This window comes from Sulfitobacter sp. (assembly GCF_036960155.1).
Taxonomy (GTDB): domain Bacteria; phylum Pseudomonadota; class Alphaproteobacteria; order Rhodobacterales; family Rhodobacteraceae; genus Sulfitobacter.
On the sequence record NZ_JBALWB010000001.1, the window covers coordinates 119582 to 135105 of the forward strand.

Consider the following 15524-nt stretch of genomic DNA (forward strand, 5'->3'; position numbering starts at 1 on the left):
TGATTGAAGGAATGAAGGCGATGAGTAGCGTAATGCCGCAACCAGATCAGGACGTAATCCTTGCATGCACAGTCAGCCGTGATGTGCAAAACTTTGATCTACTGATCGAAGATATGGAAAGCGCGCTGGGTGAAAGCTGGGGAGATTTGGGTTTTGCTGAAGCTCTCGCATTCTTTGGCCAGGCCGAAGCAGAGAACATGGAGTTCATCGCGCTGGCGATGGATGACGCAGACGAAGAGAATATGCCTCTGCTAACCGACATCATTGTTCAGGCCAAACAGCGTGGCCTGAAGGTGATCTTGATTGCCGAAGATGTAACGCCGAGTGCATTGCACTCTCTTTTACGCCAAGGCGCGGATGAATTTGTTCCCTACCCTCTTCCCGAAGGGGAGTTGGCCGAAGCCATTGAGCGCATTCGCACACCAGCGCCTGCTCCAGAAGCTGCAAGTACCAGCACTTTGACCTCGGGCGCACAAAAAGACGGTGCCGTGATTGTTGTGCATGGGTTAGCTGGCGGCACTGGTGCGACCACCTTGGCTGTTAACCTCGCCTGGGAATTGGCCAATGCCCAACCGACAGGCGGGCCATCCGTTTGCTTGCTTGATCTGGATTTACAGTTTGGATCGGTCTCCACCTTCCTTGACCTACCCCGCCGCGAGATTGTCTATGAAATGCTTTCAGACACAGAAGGCATGGATGAAGAAATCTTTGGCCAAGCGTTGTTGAATTATGAAGACAAACTTCAGGTTCTCACAGCTCCGTCAGATATGTTGCCGCTGGATCTTCTGACGTCAGAAGACATTGGCCGTGTTCTGGATATTGCCCGCAATCAGTTTGATTATGTCATCGTCGACATGCCCTCAACCTTGGTGCAGTGGTCCGAAGTAGTGCTGACATCCGCACACGTCTACTTTGCAATGCTTGAGCTGGACATGCGTTCCGCACAGAACACCCTGCGTTTCAAACGTGCTTTGCAATCCGAAGATTTACCAATTGAAAAACTACGGTATGTGATGAACCGCGCACCGAAGTTTACCGACATCAGCGCGAAAGGTCGCGTCAAGCGGATGGCCGAAAGCCTCGCAATCAGCATCGATATTCAACTGCCCGATGGCGGCAAGCCGATCACGCAAGCCAACGACCACGGCAAGCCCCTGGCTACCTCCGCACCCAAAAGCCCGCTGCGTAAAGAGATCGCCAAACTGGCCGCCTCAATCCACAGCTTGCGCGACAGTGACGTGGCAGCAGCCTAAGTCCTGAACATAGAAAGCACATCGCAATGTTCTCAAAATACAAAAAGCCAGTAGCCACTCCTGCTTCAGAGGCAACAGTGACGCCCATTGAAGCGGCAAAACCCGAAGCAAAGACGAGCATGCGTCGTGCTGCGGCACCAGCAGCAACAGTGGTGACAGAAGATAAAGAACTCAAACGCAAGCAGCGGATGGGTGACATCAAACTGGATCTTCACCGTGTTTTGTTGGACAATCTCAACCTTGCCGCTCTTGAGCATGCAAGCGAAGCTGATCTGCGTCAGGAGATCAATTCGATCTCGGCTGAGCATCTTTCCGAAAACTCAATTGTTTTGGGTCGCGAAGATCGCATTACTCTGAACTCCGAACTCTATGACGAAGTAACCGGCCTTGGCCCGCTTGAGACCTTGCTTAAAGACGAAACCGTCAACGACATTCTTGTGAACGGTCCACAGCAGATCTTTGTGGAACGTTCAGGTAAGTTGGAGCTGACAGACGTCACATTCAAAGACGAACGTCACCTGATGCGGATCATCGACAAGATCGTATCGGCCGTTGGCCGCCGTGTGGATGAAAGTAACCCCTACGTGGATGCCCGCCTGAAAGACGGTTCGCGCTTTAACGCAATGGTTCCACCTGTTGCGGTGGACGGAAGCCTCGTTTCCATCCGTAAGTTCAAAAAAGACAAGTTGGGTATCGATGATCTAGTACAATTCGGCGCTTTCACCGAAGAAATGGCTGCATATCTACAAGCCGCCGTTGCAACACGCCTGAACATAATCGTGTCTGGCGGTACAGGTTCTGGTAAAACAACCACGCTTAATGCGCTGTCCAGCTTCATCGATAACGCCGAACGTATCCTAACAATCGAAGACACAGCGGAACTTCAGCTTCAACAAACCCACGTTGGCAGAATGGAAAGCCGCCCACCAAACGTGGAAGGCAAAGGCGAGGTATCCCCGCGCGACTGTTTGAAAAACGCCCTGCGTATGCGCCCTGATCGGATCATCGTTGGTGAAACACGTGGCGAGGAAGTTATCGACATGCTTCAGGCCATGAACACCGGCCACGACGGCTCGATGACGACAATTCACGCCAACTCGGCGCGCGATGGTGTGTCTCGTTTGGAAAACATGATTGCGATGGCCGGCATCGAAATGCCTCTCAAAGCGGTCCGCAGCCAGATTTCATCTGCTGTGAATCTGATTGTTCAGGCCTCGCGCCTTCAGGACGGTAGCCGTCGCATGACCTCCATCACCGAAATCACCGGGATGGAAGGCGATGTGATTTCCATGCAGGAAATCTTTCGTTACCAGCGTGTCGGCTTAACGCCAGACAACAAAATTATCGGCCACTTCACCGCTACAGGTGTGCGCAGCCACTATGCGGAACGTTTCCGCATGTGGGGCTACGACCTGCCAGCATCCATCTATGAACCCATCGCGGCACAGTAAGGACAAAAGTCATGAGTGCAGAACCAATCATCTACGGGCTGATCTTTATCGGCGTTTTGGTACTCGTTGAGGGCCTGTATCTGGTCGCATTTGGTAAATCCATCTCTCTCAACAGTCGTGTTAATCGCCGTCTTGAGATGCTGGAAAAAGGTCAACGCCGCGAAGAGGTGCTAGACAAGCTGCGCAAAGAAATGCAGCAGCACATGAATGCGAAATCTATCCCGCTATATTCTTTGCTGGCCGAAAAGGCGCAAAAGGCGGCGATTGCGTTTACCCCACAGCAACTACTGTTGGTGATGGCGGGTTTATCAGTCATCGTATTTTTTGGATTAACGATTGGTACCGCAACCGAAGTACCCGTTCGAATAGCAATGTCTATCGGCATGGGTGTTGGTGCTGTTTTCATGTGGATCTCGACCAAGGCCAGCAAACGTATGGCCCTGATAGAAGAGCAGCTGCCCGACGCAGTTGAGCTTATGGTTCGCTCGTTGCGTGTCGGTCATCCCTTTACCAATGCAATCACGATTGTGTCCAAGGAGATCCAAGATCCACTTGCGTCCGAATTTGGTGTAATTGCAGATGAAGCCGCATACGGCCGCGACGTTGGCGAAGCCCTCAAAGACATGGCCGAACGTTTGGACATGCAAGATATGCGCTTCCTCGCGGTTGCTGTGACGATCCAACAGCAATCAGGCGGTAACCTCGCCGAGATTCTAGCTGGATTGGCCAAAGTGATCCGCGCCCGCTTCCGTCTGTTCCGTCGCGTAAAAGCGATCACCGCCGAGGCCAAATGGTCTGGGAAATTCCTGTCTGGCTTCCCGCTGATGGCCCTCGTTGTGATCAATGTTTCCAAACCGACATACTATGACGAGGTCAAAGAAACGCCATACTTCATTCCGGCATGTTTCTTCGTTGGAATCTTCCTGGCCATTAACCTGATTGTGATGCGCGTGCTCACAAACATCAAAGTGTAAGGAGGCCGCTATGTTTGACACCCTAAATTCAGGAATCAGCGATGTGATGGGGCCATTCGGCTTGATCATCATCCTTGGTGTAATTGGGATCATCACTGTTCTTGCGACTGTAGTGATGATGATGAACCAACCCGAAGACCCGTTGGATAAATTCAAGCGACAAGCCAACTCATCTCGCAGCAGCGGCGATACACCCGCTGCCTTGCGTCAAAAGGATGGGAATGCGCAGCTTGAGAAGTTTGCAACGTTCCTTGAACCGGCTGATGCTGAAGAAATGAGCCAAAAACAGCTTGAGCTGCGGCAGGCTGGTTACCAATCCCGCGATGCTGTGCGGATGTTCTATTTTGCACAAATGTCTCTTGGTCTGCTCGGCTTGTTGCTTGGCGTGATCTACACAAACTTCATAGTCGAAGTAGAGATGACAACCCAAAAGACAATCATGTGGACCCTTGGTCCCGGTGCGGCCGGATACTGGCTCCCTAAATATTGGGTCACCCGCCGCGTAGAGGCACGTAAAGAAGAGATCGAAAGCGGCTTCCCTGATGCGCTGGACATGATGTTGGTTTGCGTCGAAGCGGGCCAGTCATTGGACCAATGTATCGTCCGCGTTGCTTCAGAACTGAAGGCTTCATATGCCGCTCTTGCGGATGAGTTCGAAGTTGTCGCGCAGGAAATGAAGGCTGGTAAAGACAAAGTTAACGTCCTTAACGATATGGGAACACGGTGTGGCGTGCAGGATGTCTCGTCTTTTGTGACTGTGTTGGTACAATCTGCTGCCTTTGGTACGTCCATCGCAGATGCTTTGCGGGTCTATGCTGCTGAAATGCGTGATAAACGCGTGATGAAAGCCGAAGAAGCCGCAAACAAGTTGCCAACCAAGATGACACTTGCCACAATGATGTTCACGGTGCCGCCGCTGCTGGTCATTCTTGTTGGTCCTTCGGTTCTTGGTATCACCAAAATGGGTGAAATGGGTGCCCCTGGAGCCAATTAATGACATCACGATTAGGGCGGTCTATTGCCCTTCCGATCTTAATACTTGCTTTGGCCGCCTGTTCTTCAGGCGGCTTTGGCACGTCAACGTTCGGCCCAAAAGAACCCAATCCGTTGGATGCACCTGGTGTAGATTTACGCGCTGATGGGGCTGACAACCTTGAAACGGGTCACCGGTTGGTCGCCTCGGGCGAATATGAGCTTGCCATTCGCTCCTTTAACCGCGCCGCCATTGACCGAGGCACAATTGATGCCGAAATCTTATCAGGTTTAGGTACTGCAAATTTAGGTTTGGGACGCTTGGGGCAGGCAGAAACATTGCTGCGCCGCGCTGTTGAGCGTGACCCAACCCAGCCGGAAATCTGGAATAACTTGGGCGTTGTCCTGATGGAACGTGGCAAAAATGCCGACGCAACACAGATATTTCGCAAGGCTTTTGCGCTCGACAATGGCCAAAGTGTCTCAATCCGGGACAATCTGAGATTAGCGCTCGAAAAAACGGATAATTCTGGTATATCTCTGCCTGATACTAACGACTATAAACTGGTGCGCCGCGGATCTGCAGACTATGTGATCCACTCGGAGCTGTGACCTAAAAATAGGCATGGCACTACACCCGCGCAGGCACACTGGATGAGGCAGAAGCAGCAAAGGACGCACCCATGCGCCACACTACCGTTCTGATTTCCCTGCTTGCAGGGGCCACCATGCTGGCCGCTTGCGCTGAAAAAAGCGCTGAAGAAACCGTAGAGCGCGCGTTTCAAGATGTTAACGTCATTGATGATGCGAACCTCAATGATGTCATGTTGACAGTCGGGGACCCGAATGAAGCAGTCAGCTACTTCCAACGGGTCATCCAAGAACAGCCTAATAATATCGAACACCATCGCGGTCTTTCACTGTCGTTGGTTCGTGCAAAGCGATACGATGAAGGTGCCGCCGCGTGGCAGAAAACCGTTTCCCTTCCGGGGGCCACCGACGATGACCGTGTAGAGCTGGCAGATGCCATGATCCGTTCCGGCAACTGGTCTGGTGCAGAAAAAACACTGACTGCAATTCCGCCAACACACGAAACATTCAAACGCTACCGCCTTGAAGCGATTGTTGCAGACAGCAAGCAGCAGTGGAAAAAAGCCGATAGTTTTTATGAGATTGCGGTAGGCCTCACCACCAAACCTGCTCCCGTTTTGAACAACTGGGGATATTCCAAACTGACACGCGGCGACTACCAAGACGCAGAGCGTCTGTTCAGTAGCGCAATTGTGCAAGATGGCTCACTCTTTACCGCCAAAAACAACCTCGTTCTCGCCCGTGGTGCACAACGCAACTACAACTTGCCAGTTGTTCCTATGGACCAAACCGAACGCGCACAGTTGCTGCACACGATGGCCCTTTCTGCGATCAAACAAGGCGACGTAGAGACGGGCAAAGGCCTGCTGCGCGAAGCAATCGATACGCATCCCCAGCACTTTGAGGCAGCATCCCGGTCCCTCGCCGCTCTCGAAGCCTAAGCTAATGGCGCTTACGGTTTTCGCAGCGGCATGGTTCCTACCCTTCGTACTGCCGATATGCCTGTACGTCATCTATACGGATGTGTCTTCTATGAAGATCACCAACAAAGCCAATCTGGCTTTGGCTGGTGTGTTTGTGGTTATCGGGCTAATTGCGTTGCCCTTTGACGTCTATTTGTGGCGCTTATTGAGCCTTGTGATCGTTCTGATCGTTGGCATCATTCTAAACGCCGTAGGTGTTATGGGTGCCGGCGATAGTAAATTTATCGCCGCTGCAGCCCCCTATATCGCGCTTGGTGATTTGCGGCTTTTGTTGTGGCTGTTCATGGCAACCTTACTGGCCTCATTTGTCACACACCGAACCGCAAAATACACGCCCCTAAGGAAGCTCGCGCCAAGTTGGACCAGCTGGGATCAGGGCAAAAAATTCCCTATGGGCCTCGCCTTGGGATCCACACTGACCATCTATCTTGTCCTTGGCCTTCTTTATGGTGCCTGAATAAGACCATTTTCATCTTCTATAGGGTATTAAACGCCCCATTGAGCAGAGGGAAACAGCAGAATGAACGCTCCAAACGCAGCCGTAATGGCACCGCCACCCCCAAAGACATTGGCAGATATGCGTCTGCCAATTGTGATGATGCGCGACATCCTCATCAAAACCATCTTTCGCAAGAACCTTGATCTGGTAAGCGACCTTTCAAAGGCGGTATGCCTGCCCATCCCCGTGGTTCAAGAACTGGTGGATATGTGCCGGACCCAACGTCTGGTCGAAGCGACAGGCACCTTAAGCGCGAGTAGCGGCAATGAAATGGGTTACCAGCTGACAGACACGGGAAAATCCCGCGCCCTCGATGCGTTAGCCCAATCTGAATATTTTGGCCCGATGCCTGTTCCCCTGAATGTCTACAAAGAACAGGTAAAGCGGCAATCCGTTCGCAACATGCAGATCACCCGTTCCCAACTTGTTGGGGCTATGGGGCATTTGGTATTACCTGACGATCTGGTCGACAATCTAGGCCCTGCGGTGTCCGCTGGCCGCTCAATCCTGATGTACGGCCCTCCCGGCAACGGTAAATCGTCTATCTCAAACGGCATTCGCGATGCCCTTGGAGATCAGGTTTATGTGCCTCACGCGATTGAATATGCGTCTCAGGTGATCACCGTCTTTGACCCGATTGTGCACAATCAGTTCGCCCTAGAAGAACAAGATCCCAACTCCCTGCGCCGTATTACCCGTTTTGATGCGCGCTATGTCTGCTGTGAGCGCCCCACCGTGATCACGGGTGGTGAATTGACAATCAGCATGCTTGATCTGGTCTATAACCCAACCGCAAAAACCTATCAGGCCCCTCTCCAGCTGAAATCGACTGGCGGCATCTTCATCGTGGATGACCTTGGTCGCCAATCAGAGCCGCCCCAGTCGCTTGTGAACCGTTGGATTGTTCCGCTGGAAGAAAGCAAGGATATCCTTGCCCTACAATCAGGTGAAAAGTTCGAGGTGCCGTTCGATACCCTCGTTATCTTCTCTACCAACTTCCACCCCAATGAGATCTTTGACACCGCCGCTCTGCGCCGGATCTTCTTTAAGATTAAAATCGACGGGCCGAACCAAGCAAACTTCCTCAAGATTTTTGCAATGGTCGCCAAGAAACGCAAAATGCCACTGGATGAAGCTACGCTGATCCACCTGCTGAAAAAGAAATACCCCACCATCGACAACGTCTATGCGAACTATCAGCCGATCTTTTTGATCGACCAGATCATCGCCATCTGTGAATTTGAAGGCATCCCCTATCAGATGTCCCCTGATCTGATGGACCGTGCGTGGGCCAACATGTTCGTCAAAGACGAAGAAATCGTGAGATAACTATATGCATTCTCGTACAGGAGTAGCAGGATGTGGCCGCATGGGAGGCCCTATGCTGGCCGCATTGCGTGCCGCAGGCCTACCCGCGCGCGGTTATGATGTCGTGCCCATGGACGAGCCTCATATCACCGATGACATCGCCGTTTTCTCGGAAGAGCTAGAAACGCTGATCACGGTCGTGCGTGATATTGACCAAACCGAGGCTGTCCTGTTTGGAGAGCAAAACCTAGCGGCCATTCCCAACCTGATCCGCATCATCATCAGCTCAACATTATCGCCACGTTATGTGCGTGATCTGCGGGCGCGTGTACCGTCGCATATCGCCCTTATTGATGCGCCCATGTCAGGCGCTCAGATCGCAGCCCAAGAAGCACGGCTGAGTTTTATGATTGGCGGGGATGATAATGATATCAAGGCTGTACAGCCCCTGTTTGATGCGATGGGTAAACACTTTCACCGCATGGGTGAGTTTGGCTCAGGCATGCAAGCCAAGGTCCTCAATAACCTTCTTGCCGCCTCAAACACTGCTATGACTCGTTTGGTGCTGGATTGGGCGGATGAAACGGGCTTGGAAACCAGTGCCTTACTCGACCTTATTCACACATCATCTGGGCAAAACTGGTTCGCCTCTGGCTTTAACTCAATCGAGTTCGCGCGCGACGGCCTTGAACCTGACAATACAATTGGTATTCTCGTCAAAGACGTCGCAAGCGCATTGGATGCAGCACCCGATGGTGCAGATGTTTCACTGCCCCAAGCCGTGCAAGACACCATCGCAAAGCTCAAACCGCGCAAATAGATCATCAGGTCACCCCCTTGCGGCCCTGCGCATTGTGCTCCAAACTTTAGCGATGAACGGATATGATTTCACCCTTTCAGGTGCCCCACTCAAGGCACTTGGTTCTGGCGCGCTTTGGTGGCCAGAGGAAAGCCTGCTGGTGGTCAGCGATCTGCACTTGGGCAAGTCAGATCGTATCGCGCGCCGTGGCGGCGCGTCCCTGCCCGCATATGACACACGCGACACCCTAAACCGATTGGCTGCTGATCTGGCACTGACCCATGCACGCACAGTGATTTGCCTGGGCGACAGCTTTGATGATCTGGAAACAATCGACACACTCCCCGAGGAAGAACGTCAGTGGATTACCCGCCTTCAGGCTGGCCGGCGATGGGTCTGGATTGAGGGCACTCATAACGCTGGTCCTGTGGAATTCGGCGGTGCACACCTTGCTGAGTTGCCACTCTCCCCTCTCACATTCCGCCACACCGCACTAAATGGCGCAAGCGGTGAGGTCTCGGGGCATTACCACCCAAAAGCAACCGCATCGGTTGATGGGCGTACCATAACCCGTGCGGCGTTCCTGATTGATAGTAATCGCGTGATCTTGCCTGCCTATGGCACCTACTCTGACGGCATGCGTGACGACAGCCACCCACTGTCATTGCTCATGCGGTCAGAAGCCATTGCAGTACTCACCGGAAATACCGAAACCATCATCCCCATGCCGAAGTAGCCGACGCTATCTAGTCCCCCAACGGGCTCTCTAGCAGCGCGAACACGGCATCTATTCGATCACCGTCCCAGCCCACGAACAACCTATCATCAAGCTGCTTAAAGAGCGCACGCGCCTCTGACATCATGCGCTCGCCTTCATCTGTGAAGGTGATGATCCGTTGGTTTCGACGGATAGGATCTGAGACGGTTTGCAACCAGCCACAAGCTTCGAGTTCTTTGACCGTTTTATGGACGGCTTGGCGTGTGATCCCAAGTTGATGTGCAACTTGGGAGGCGTAGTTCGGTCCACAATCCAACGCCCCTAAAAAATTCAATTGGCTTTGCGTCAACTCCGTGAAGCCGCTGCTGCGCAACAGATCGACCAACCATTTTTGGGCACGCTTTTCGAAGTTTGATGCCAGATGAACAAGCTTGAGCGAACGGCTGTCTGCCATCTCGTATACAAGTGACTCGTCAATTGTTGTCATCTTGGTTGACATGATGCATCCCGCTCTATAGTCGTAAATTCAGTTTACAACATGGAGCAATCAAATGGACAGTCTTAAATTTGTTATGCGCCTGAACGCCGCGAGCTGCATTTCATTTGGACTTTTATTTATTGGCCTGCCTCACGTCGTCACGACGTTCTTGGGCCAAGTCCCCCAAGCAACCATCATTGCGCTCGGCATTGGATTGCTGGTGAATGGCTTGCATCTGGTTGTCGCCTCCCGACGCACCAACATACGCCAAGCAGAAGTCATTTGGTTTTCACTGAGCGACTTTAGTTGGTGGCTTGCTACACTTGGATTGATCGTTGCAAACTTTTGGATAACGACACCTTTAGGCATCACCGTGGCGGTGATCGTCGCAATTGGCGTGGCCAGTCTTGGTGTTGCACAGCTTTGGATACTTGGCCTTCAATCGCACGGTCACACTAATAGGGAACACTTAAGGGCATTTGCAACATCGTGGATGGCCTTTCCGATGTGGGTCAAAATCTGGCTGATCTTTCTGAACGGTGTTTTCCTTGCTGCATTTGTCTACTTGCCAGACAGGGTCGCAGAAGTAACACTAGTCGCCTATTGCGCAACTGCGCCGCTTTTGGCCGGACAAATTGGATATGACGGAGGCCTTCGCCGTATCCTTGCATTGGCGCACCTGGTGCCATGGATCCCGCTCTTATTATGGTTGGTGATCGCGGCAGATGGTACAAGTTATACAACACTGCTGACCCTCACCGTTGCCATCTGCTTGGCCTTTGACATCAACGATCTTTGGCGTTTCCTCAAAGGAGACCGCGCTGTCCTTGGTGTATCTTCTTCGCTAAGGGGCTGACGCAAATTGCAGCACAGGCAAAGACTGGTATTTGGGGGCTAATGCCGCGCTAAAACAAACCCGCCTTCTGTGCCGTTTCCCGAAAACTGCGGCTCACCGGAATATCGGTTCCATCAGACATTTCCAACACATCGCGCCCCTTGTCGCGGCGGTGTCGGGTAACTGCATCTGTTGCGATCCAATGAGAGCGATGCACCTGAATTCCGCGCCCTGATACCTCGGAAATCGCATCGCTAAGTCGCATCAAGATCAGCGCAGTGCCGCGCGCAGTTACTACGCTTAAGTAATGGTCCTGCGCCTCAATCCGCACCAATGCTGCGCGCACTTCAACTGGCAGACGAAGCATAAATGTATCGTGCGCCTCAACTTCCGCTTTGGGGGTTGGTTTGATGACCCAAATCAGTAATTGAACTGCTGTCGTGACAAGCGCCACTACCGCCAACAAATAGAGCCAGTTCTCCCAACCCTTCATTTCGCTAAAAACAAAGCTGTTGATGACATGCACAGTGGTGGACAGCAGCAGAACAAATCCGCTCCATGCGATAACTCGACCATACTGAGAAACGCGGGATGCCAGAATAGTTGCACCAATGCTCAGCCCCACAGAGCATCCAACAACCGCACCCCAATATACGAATCTCCCGCCCACACCCAACGCGTTCAACGTGCCAAAGGGTCCCGCAACAGCGGCCACAATCGAGAGCGTAACCCAGATCAAAAGCGGCACCCGAAAGCGTGCCAATTCACGAAGCGTGAGCTGCATCCCCAATGTCATCCCTGTAATTCACGTATCAATCAGACCGCTCACGCAGTGCGCATAGCCCCAATCCAGACAGTTTGCCATGACAGGGCAACCCAACACAATGGAGCCCAGAATATGAACTTCTCACCTTTCGCAAATGCATCACTTGTCATCCAGATACACACCTTGCTGGCACTTGGGGCTGTAGCATTAACGGTAGGGATATTTTCACTGCGCAAAGGCAGCCCATTGCACCGCACGATGGGCTGGGCATGGGTGTTGATGATGGCGGTTGTCGCGCTCAGTAGTTTTTGGATCAATGAGCTGCGGGTGGTTGGGCCGTTTAGCCCGATCCATCTGCTATCCATTCTTACGCTTTGGACCTTGGTGCGCGGCGTGACCGCAGCGCGGGGCCACCACGTGAAGGATCACAAGCGCCAGATGAAGACGCTTGTGTTTGGGGCTTTGATCACAGCCGGTGCATTTACGTTCTTGCCCGGCCGTCTGATGCATGCGGTATTCTTAGGCGGTTAAGCCTTCAGGCTCTGCCAGACCGTTTGCACGGCAACAGGCCGTGACCGTGTTTGCCAGCAGGCAGGCGATGGTCATTGGCCCAACACCACCCGGAACGGGCGTAATAGCACCCGCAACGGCGGCGCAACTTTCAAAGTGCACATCGCCAACCAGCTTGGTTTTGCCCTCGCCCTTTTCCGGTGCGTCCAGACGATTGATGCCTACGTCAATCACGGTTGCGCCCGGCTTGATCCAGTCACCCGGCACCATTTCGGGACGACCAACAGCAGCGACCACAATATCAGCGCGGCGCACAACATCAGCTAGGTCTTTGGTACGGCTATGGGCGATGGTCACTGTGGCACTGTCGTTCAACAACAACTGTGCCATCGGTTTGCCAACGATGTTGGAACGGCCAATTACAACCGCATCCATACCGGAAATCGACCCATGGTGATCGCGCAGCATCATCAAACAGCCCAGCGGCGTACACGGCACCATTGATTTTTGCCCAGTTCCCAATAAACCCACGTTAGAAATGTGGAAACCATCGACGTCCTTGGCTGGTGAGATTGAGTTGATCACCAAATCTTCGTCCAGATGTTTGGGCAGCGGCAACTGCACCAAAATACCGTGGATTTCAGGATCGTTGTTGAGTTGATCAATAAGCGCCAGTAAATCCGCCTCGGGCGTCTCCACGTCAAGCTTGTGCTCAACTGACTTCATCCCAACCTCAAGCGTCATTTTGCCTTTGGACCGCACATACACCTGTGAAGCAGGGTCTTCCCCCACCAGTACCACGGCAAGACCGGGTGTGATGTTGTTATCGGCTTTCAACCGGGTCACATGTTCGCCCACTTTGGCGCGCACACGGGCCGCGAATTCTTTGCCATCAATGATTTTAGCCGTCATATTATCGTTCCTGTTTTTTGATCAGTACCGGGTGAAAGTGACGCGGTGCGTCCATGTTTCGCCGTCGGTGATCAGAAGTTCATCAAACTGCATCAATTGCAGCAGATCATAAAACGTGGCGAGATATTGAAGCTCTTCTTGTTTGAAAAAGCCGCCCCCGCGCACCGAGACTGTTAATTGTGCCATGATCGCACGGGCACGGTAGAGCGTGGAAAAGACCTCATCATCCAATGCCGTCAAAATCAGCGTTGAAGCATCGTCCCCTTTCGAGAAAAACACAAAGCGCGGGCTTTCTGGGGATTTGAGCTGGGAGTTCGTCAACTGATTTACGAAATCAACACGCACTGCTTTACTGCTGGAACCACTAGCGCGGATCATCCGGTCAAATGTTTCCTTGGTGGTCACTTCGGGATAATAATACCCGACATACCCATCATCAGCTGCTGCGAAAGTAGCAGTCCAAAACATGGCTATGAGTGCAAGAGTAAATCTGATCATGGGGAATCCTTTTTCGCGCATTGAAACCAACGTGATCCGATTTCGCGCAATGGGCAAGCGGACCTGCCCATTGCGTATCATTTGTACGGTTTAGAACAAACCTTCGACATCGCCATCTGCATTCAGCTTGATGTTTTCAGCAGAAGGGACGCGCGGCAGACCCGGCATGGTCATGATCTCACCACAGATCACCACAACAAATCCAGCACCCGCAGACAGACGTACTTCGCGCACTGGCACAGAGAAGCCTACAGGTGCGCCGCGGCGATCTGGATCAGTGGTAAAGCTGTATTGTGTTTTCGCCATACAAACTGGCAAATGGCCATAACCCTGCTCTTCCCAGTCTTTCAACTGATTGCGGATTTTCTGATCCGCAAGCACATCGTCAGCGCGGTAGATACGCTTGGCCACTGCTTCGATCTTTTGGAACAACGGCATGTCATCTGGATAGATCGGTGCAAAGTTCGCCTCATCTGCATCTGCGATTTCAGCAACACGTGTTGCCAGGTCCGCAGACCCTTCTGAGCCAAGCTCCCAGTGGCGTGACAGGATTGCCTCGGCACCTTGGGCTTCTACGTAGTCCTTGATCGCTTGAACTTCGGCATCTGTGTCGGTGACGAAGTGGTTGATTGCCACAACAACAGGCACGCCAAAGGATTTCACGTTTTCAACGTGACGGCCAAGGTTGGAACAGCCTTTTTCGACCGCATCCACATTCTCGGTACCCAGATCGGCCTTTGCGACGCCACCATTCATTTTCATAGCGCGCACAGTGGCTACAACAACAACAACTGCCGGGGCCAGACCTGCCTTACGACATTTGATGTTCATGAACTTTTCAGCACCCAAATCGGCGCCAAAGCCCGCCTCAGTTACAACGTAATCCGCCAGCTTAAGCGCTGTCGTTGTTGCAATTACTGAGTTACAACCGTGTGCGATGTTCGCAAACGGACCACCGTGAACAAATGCAGGGTTATTTTCCAGCGTCTGAACGATGTTTGGCTGCATTGCATCTTTCAGCAGAACAGTCATTGCACCGTCTGCTTTGATGTCGCGGCAGTAAACCGGGCTACGGTCGCGGCGGTGTGCCACGATCATGGAACCCAGACGTTCTTGCAGATCTTCGAGGTTTTTCGACAGACACAGGATCGCCATCACTTCGGACGCTACTGTGATGTCAAAGCCCGCTTCACGTGGGAAGCCGTTGGAGACACCACCCAAGGAGGCCGTGATTGTGCGCAATGCGCGGTCGTTCATGTCAACAACGCGGCGCCATACAACACGGCGTGTGTCGATCTCAAGAGCATTGCCCCAATAGATGTGGTTATCAATCATCGCAGAAAGCAGGTTGTGCGCAGATGTGATGGCGTGAAAGTCGCCCGTAAAGTGCAGGTTCATTTCTTCCATTGGCACGATTTGCGCGTAGCCACCGCCTGCTGCGCCGCCCTTCATGCCAAAGTTTGGCCCAAGGGATGCTTCGCGGATACAAACACACGCGTTTTTGCCAATACGGTTCAGGCCGTCACCCAGACCAACAGTTGTGGTCGTCTTGCCTTCGCCTGCTGGTGTCGGGTTGATCGCTGTCACAAGGATCAGCTTGCCGTCTTTACGGTCCTGAACCGAATTGATGAAAGATTGGCTGACCTTCGCCTTGTCGTGGCCATAAGGCAGCAGATCATCACTAGAGATACCCAGCTTTGCGCCGATCTCCTGAATGGGTTTCTTGTTCGCTTCGCGCGCGATTTGAATGTCAGTCTTAAAAGCCATGGTATTCCCCATTCTGAGCCAGTTCGGCAGATTCTATAGAATGCATACAAGGGCAGGACATCTTGGCAGGTCTGGATTGCGACATTTTCGACGCGCGTTGCGGCGTAGGTTCACCTCAGCGTTTCTTTTAAGAAACCATCCACCCGCTATTCAACACAGATGCTGCGCCCGATTTCTTGTGCTCAGTCGTAAAATATCACAGCGACGTCG

Annotated in this window: 17 protein-coding genes; 12 read left to right on the forward strand and 5 right to left on the reverse strand. The window is 52.6% G+C overall.

What is annotated here, in order from left to right:
• Positions 1–20 precede the first annotated feature (20 nt).
• The 10 genes from V7775_RS00455 (at position 21) to pdeM (ending at position 9566) form a co-directional block, all read left to right on the forward strand.
• Positions 21–1253 carry an AAA family ATPase gene (locus V7775_RS00455; RefSeq protein WP_335749886.1) on the forward strand — a complete coding sequence of 411 codons (1233 nt, stop codon included), beginning with the start codon at positions 21–23 and terminating at the stop codon, positions 1251–1253.
• Between the two features lie 26 nt (positions 1254–1279).
• Positions 1280–2704, forward strand: a complete 1425-nt coding sequence (locus V7775_RS00460) for a CpaF family protein (protein ID WP_335749887.1) — start codon at positions 1280–1282, stop codon at positions 2702–2704.
• 11 nt (positions 2705–2715) lie between these two features.
• Positions 2716–3678: a type II secretion system F family protein gene (locus tag V7775_RS00465; RefSeq protein WP_335749888.1), complete on the forward strand. Its 963-nt coding sequence runs from the start codon at positions 2716–2718 to the stop codon at positions 3676–3678.
• A 10-nt stretch (positions 3679–3688) separates the two neighbouring features.
• Positions 3689–4672, forward strand: a complete 984-nt coding sequence (locus V7775_RS00470) for a type II secretion system F family protein (RefSeq protein WP_335749889.1) — start codon at positions 3689–3691, stop codon at positions 4670–4672.
• The gene (locus tag V7775_RS00475; RefSeq protein WP_335749890.1) at positions 4672–5262 is read left to right on the forward strand and encodes a tetratricopeptide repeat protein; all 591 of its coding nucleotides are present in this window, start codon (positions 4672–4674) and stop codon (positions 5260–5262) included. Before V7775_RS00470 ends, V7775_RS00475 begins: the two co-directional genes overlap by 1 nt.
• Positions 5263–5333: 71 nt before the next feature.
• Positions 5334–6182, forward strand: a complete 849-nt coding sequence (locus V7775_RS00480) for a tetratricopeptide repeat protein (protein ID WP_335749891.1) — start codon at positions 5334–5336, stop codon at positions 6180–6182.
• A 4-nt stretch (positions 6183–6186) separates the two neighbouring features.
• Entirely contained in the window at positions 6187–6681 is a 495-nt protein-coding gene (locus V7775_RS00485; RefSeq protein WP_335749892.1) for a prepilin peptidase, read from the forward strand.
• Positions 6682–6744: 63 nt separating this feature from the next.
• A complete protein-coding gene (locus V7775_RS00490) occupies positions 6745–8052 on the forward strand; it encodes an ATPase (RefSeq protein WP_335749893.1) in 1308 nt (435 codons plus the stop codon).
• Positions 8053–8092: 40 nt separating this feature from the next.
• Complete coding sequence (locus V7775_RS00495; protein WP_335749894.1) at positions 8093–8851, forward strand: NAD(P)-dependent oxidoreductase; 759 nt, start codon at positions 8093–8095, stop codon at positions 8849–8851.
• A gap of 52 nt (positions 8852–8903) precedes the next feature.
• Positions 8904–9566: a ligase-associated DNA damage response endonuclease PdeM gene (pdeM, locus tag V7775_RS00500; RefSeq protein ID WP_335751038.1), complete on the forward strand. Its 663-nt coding sequence runs from the start codon at positions 8904–8906 to the stop codon at positions 9564–9566.
• Between the two features lie 10 nt (positions 9567–9576).
• On the opposite strand, the gene V7775_RS00505 is transcribed toward pdeM, so the two are convergent.
• Positions 9577–10047: a MarR family winged helix-turn-helix transcriptional regulator gene (locus V7775_RS00505; RefSeq protein WP_335749895.1), complete on the reverse strand. Its 471-nt coding sequence runs from the start codon at positions 10045–10047 to the stop codon at positions 9577–9579.
• 52 nt (positions 10048–10099) lie between these two features.
• On the opposite strand from V7775_RS00505, the gene V7775_RS00510 reads away from it, so the two are divergent.
• Positions 10100–10882 (forward strand): hypothetical protein, encoded by a 783-nt coding sequence (locus tag V7775_RS00510; RefSeq protein WP_335749896.1) that lies wholly within the window; start codon positions 10100–10102, stop codon positions 10880–10882.
• Positions 10883–10931: 49 nt separating this feature from the next.
• Here V7775_RS00510 and V7775_RS00515 read toward each other — a convergent pair whose 3' ends face one another.
• A complete protein-coding gene (locus V7775_RS00515) occupies positions 10932–11645 on the reverse strand; it encodes a LytTR family DNA-binding domain-containing protein (protein WP_335749897.1) in 714 nt (237 codons plus the stop codon).
• Between the two features lie 114 nt (positions 11646–11759).
• On the opposite strand from V7775_RS00515, the gene V7775_RS00520 reads away from it, so the two are divergent.
• Positions 11760–12158 carry a DUF2306 domain-containing protein gene (locus V7775_RS00520; RefSeq protein WP_335749898.1) on the forward strand — a complete coding sequence of 133 codons (399 nt, stop codon included), beginning with the start codon at positions 11760–11762 and terminating at the stop codon, positions 12156–12158.
• Here V7775_RS00520 and folD read toward each other — a convergent pair.
• The 3 genes from folD to V7775_RS00535 all read right to left on the reverse strand — a co-directional run bounded on the left by folD (position 12147) and on the right by V7775_RS00535 (position 15314).
• Positions 12147–13049, reverse strand: coding sequence for a bifunctional methylenetetrahydrofolate dehydrogenase/methenyltetrahydrofolate cyclohydrolase FolD (folD, locus tag V7775_RS00525; RefSeq protein ID WP_335749899.1), 903 nt, complete (start codon positions 13047–13049; stop codon positions 12147–12149). The genes V7775_RS00520 and folD overlap by 12 nt on opposite strands.
• Before the next feature lie 21 nt (positions 13050–13070).
• Positions 13071–13547 carry a hypothetical protein gene (locus V7775_RS00530; RefSeq protein WP_335749900.1) on the reverse strand — a complete coding sequence of 159 codons (477 nt, stop codon included), beginning with the start codon at positions 13545–13547 and terminating at the stop codon, positions 13071–13073.
• A 90-nt stretch (positions 13548–13637) separates the two neighbouring features.
• Positions 13638–15314 (reverse strand): formate--tetrahydrofolate ligase, encoded by a 1677-nt coding sequence (locus V7775_RS00535; protein ID WP_335749901.1) that lies wholly within the window; start codon positions 15312–15314, stop codon positions 13638–13640.
• Positions 15315–15524 lie beyond the last annotated feature (210 nt).

Excerpts from the sequence above, each read along its gene's own strand:
- V7775_RS00505 (WP_335749895.1), bottom strand. The coding sequence starts at position 10,047 with ATGTCAACCAAGATGACAACAATTGACGAGTCACTTGTATACGAGATG.
- V7775_RS00495 (WP_335749894.1), top strand. The coding sequence starts at position 8,093 with ATGGGAGGCCCTATGCTGGCCGCATTGCGTGCCGCAGGCCTACCCGCG.
- V7775_RS00475 (WP_335749890.1), top strand. The coding sequence starts at position 4,672 with ATGACATCACGATTAGGGCGGTCTATTGCCCTTCCGATCTTAATACTT.
- pdeM (WP_335751038.1), top strand. The coding sequence starts at position 8,904 with ATGAACGGATATGATTTCACCCTTTCAGGTGCCCCACTCAAGGCACTT.
- V7775_RS00520 (WP_335749898.1), top strand. The coding sequence starts at position 11,760 with ATGAACTTCTCACCTTTCGCAAATGCATCACTTGTCATCCAGATACAC.
- V7775_RS00510 (WP_335749896.1), top strand. The coding sequence starts at position 10,100 with ATGGACAGTCTTAAATTTGTTATGCGCCTGAACGCCGCGAGCTGCATT.
- V7775_RS00455 (WP_335749886.1), top strand. The coding sequence starts at position 21 with ATGAGTAGCGTAATGCCGCAACCAGATCAGGACGTAATCCTTGCATGC.
- V7775_RS00465 (WP_335749888.1), top strand. The coding sequence starts at position 2,716 with ATGAGTGCAGAACCAATCATCTACGGGCTGATCTTTATCGGCGTTTTG.
- folD (WP_335749899.1), bottom strand. The coding sequence starts at position 13,049 with ATGACGGCTAAAATCATTGATGGCAAAGAATTCGCGGCCCGTGTGCGC.
- V7775_RS00515 (WP_335749897.1), bottom strand. The coding sequence starts at position 11,645 with ATGCAGCTCACGCTTCGTGAATTGGCACGCTTTCGGGTGCCGCTTTTG.
- V7775_RS00490 (WP_335749893.1), top strand. The coding sequence starts at position 6,745 with ATGAACGCTCCAAACGCAGCCGTAATGGCACCGCCACCCCCAAAGACA.
- V7775_RS00470 (WP_335749889.1), top strand. The coding sequence starts at position 3,689 with ATGTTTGACACCCTAAATTCAGGAATCAGCGATGTGATGGGGCCATTC.
- V7775_RS00460 (WP_335749887.1), top strand. The coding sequence starts at position 1,280 with ATGTTCTCAAAATACAAAAAGCCAGTAGCCACTCCTGCTTCAGAGGCA.
- V7775_RS00485 (WP_335749892.1), top strand. The coding sequence starts at position 6,187 with ATGGCGCTTACGGTTTTCGCAGCGGCATGGTTCCTACCCTTCGTACTG.
- V7775_RS00530 (WP_335749900.1), bottom strand. The coding sequence starts at position 13,547 with ATGATCAGATTTACTCTTGCACTCATAGCCATGTTTTGGACTGCTACT.
- V7775_RS00535 (WP_335749901.1), bottom strand. The coding sequence starts at position 15,314 with ATGGCTTTTAAGACTGACATTCAAATCGCGCGCGAAGCGAACAAGAAA.
- V7775_RS00480 (WP_335749891.1), top strand. The coding sequence starts at position 5,334 with ATGCGCCACACTACCGTTCTGATTTCCCTGCTTGCAGGGGCCACCATG.